General features: G+C 53.6%; 1 tRNA gene and 2 rRNA genes. All 3 read left to right on the top strand.

What is annotated here, in order from left to right:
* Nucleotides 1–1,335: ribosomal RNA gene (locus tag LGZ99_RS24085) — 16S ribosomal RNA — on the top strand; the annotation flags it as partial.
* An 82-nt stretch (nt 1,336–1,417) separates the two neighbouring features.
* Nucleotides 1,418–1,493 (top strand) — tRNA-Glu (locus LGZ99_RS24080).
* 189 nt (nt 1,494–1,682) lie between these two features.
* Nucleotides 1,683–2,313, top strand: a 23S ribosomal RNA gene (locus tag LGZ99_RS24075); the annotation flags it as partial.

The following is a 2,313-nucleotide window of genomic DNA, read 5'->3' as shown; positions in this document are numbered from 1 at the left end:
AAGGGCCTCACGCCCGCGGATGAACCCAGATGGGATTAGCTAGTCGGTAGGGTAATGGCCTACCGAGGCGACGATCCCTAGCTGGTCTGAGAGGATGACCAGCCACACTGGGACTGAGACACGGCCCAGACTCCTACGGGAGGCAGCAGTGGGGAATATTGCACAATGGGCGCAAGCCTGATGCAGCCATGCCGCGTGTATGAAGAAGGCCTTCGGGTTGTAAAGTACTTTCAGCGGGGAGGAAGGGTTTAGCCTGAACAGGGTTGAATTTTGACGTTACCCGCAGAAGAAGCACCGGCTAACTCCGTGCCAGCAGCCGCGGTAATACGGAGGGTGCAAGCGTTAATCGGAATGACTGGGCGTAAAGCGCACGCAGGCGGTCAATTAAGTTAGATGTGAAATCCCCGGGCTTAACCTGGGAACGGCATCTAAGACTGGTTGGCTAGAGTCTCGTAGAGGGGGGTAGAATTCCATGTGTAGCGGTGAAATGCGTAGAGATGTGGAGGAATACCGGTGGCGAAGGCGGCCCCCTGGACGAAGACTGACGCTCAGGTGCGAAAGCGTGGGGAGCAAACAGGATTAGATACCCTGGTAGTCCACGCGGTAAACGATGTCGATTTGGAGGTTGTTCCCTAGAGGAGTGGCTTCCGGAGCTAACGCGTTAAATCGACCGCCTGGGGAGTACGGCCGCAAGGTTAAAACTCAAATGAATTGACGGGGGCCCGCACAAGCGGTGGAGCATGTGGTTTAATTCGATGCAACGCGAAGAACCTTACCTACTCTTGACATCCAGAGAAGACCACAGAGATGTGGTTGTGCCTTCGGGAGCTCTGAGACAGGTGCTGCATGGCTGTCGTCAGCTCGTGTTGTGAAATGTTGGGTTAAGTCCCGCAACGAGCGCAACCCTTATCCTTTGTTGCCAGCGCGTGATGGCGGGAACTCAAAGGAGACTGCCGGTGATAAACCGGAGGAAGGTGGGGATGACGTCAAGTCATCATGGCCCTTACGAGTAGGGCTACACACGTGCTACAATGGCGGATACAAAGTGAAGCGACCTCGCGAGAGCAAGCGGAACACATAAAGTCTGTCGTAGTCCGGATTGGAGTCTGCAACTCGACTCCATGAAGTCGGAATCGCTAGTAATCGTAGATCAGAATGCTACGGTGAATACGTTCCCGGGCCTTGTACACACCGCCCGTCACACCATGGGAGTGGGTTGCAAAAGAAGTCGGTAGCTTAACCTGTTGGAGGGCGCTGACCACTTTGTGATTCATGACTGGGGTGAAGTCGTAACAAGGTAACCGTAGGGGAACCTGCGGTTGGATCACCTCCTTACCTGAGATGCAGTTGAGTGCAGTGCTCACACAGATTGTCTGATGAAAGTCGAGCAAGACGCGTCTGCGAAGCCGGCCATTGTGTCCCCTTCGTCTAGAGGCCTAGGACACCGCCCTTTCACGGCGGTAACAGGGGTTCGAATCCCCTAGGGGACGCCACTTGCGGTGATGACGGGTGAAAGCCGTCGTCGTGTTATCGTTAAGCGGATTTTTGATGAAGTCGGTTTAACGATAAAGGCTCTTTAACAATCTGGAACAAGCTGAAAATTGAAACCGTCAATAATATCCGCGAGGGATTATTGATGAGTCTCTCAACAATCTATAATCCGAGACAGTTTCGGGTTGTGAGGTTAAGCGACTAAGCGTACACGGTGGATGCCTAGGCAGTCAGAGGCGATGAAGGACGTGCTAATCTGCGAAAAGCGTCGGTAAGCTGATATGAAGCGTAACAGCCGGCGATGTCCGAATGGGGAAACCCAGTGCAATCCGTTGCACTATCGTTCGATGAATTCATAGTCGAACGAGGCGAACCGGGGGAACTGAAACATCTCAGTACCCCGAGGAAAAGAAATCAACCGAGATTCCCCCAGTAGCGGCGAGCGAACGGGGAGCAGCCCAGAGTCCGCATCAGTGGCGGTGTGAGTGGAAGCGTCTGGAAAGGCGCACAGTAAAGGGTGAGAGTCCCGTACACCAAAACAGCGTCATTGTGAACTCAACGAGTAGGGCGGGACACGTGGTATCCTGTCTGAATACGGGGGGACCATCCTCCAAGGCTAAATACTCCTGACTGACCGATAGTGAACCAGTACCGTGAGGGAAAGGCGAAAAGAACCCCGGCGAGGGGAGTGAAAAAGAACCTGAAACCGTGTACGTACAAGCAGTGGGAGCTTCTGTTTAACAGGGGTGACTGCGTACCTTTTGTATAATGGGTCAGCGACTTATATTCTGTAGCAAGGTTAACCGTTTAGGGGAGCCGCAG

This window comes from Photorhabdus temperata, from assembly GCF_025384845.1.
In the GTDB taxonomy this organism is placed as follows: Bacteria; Pseudomonadota; Gammaproteobacteria; order Enterobacterales; family Enterobacteriaceae; genus Photorhabdus; species Photorhabdus temperata.
The sequence above is the reverse complement of the archived record's forward strand: the minus strand, read 5'-3'. Positions and strand labels throughout refer to the sequence as shown.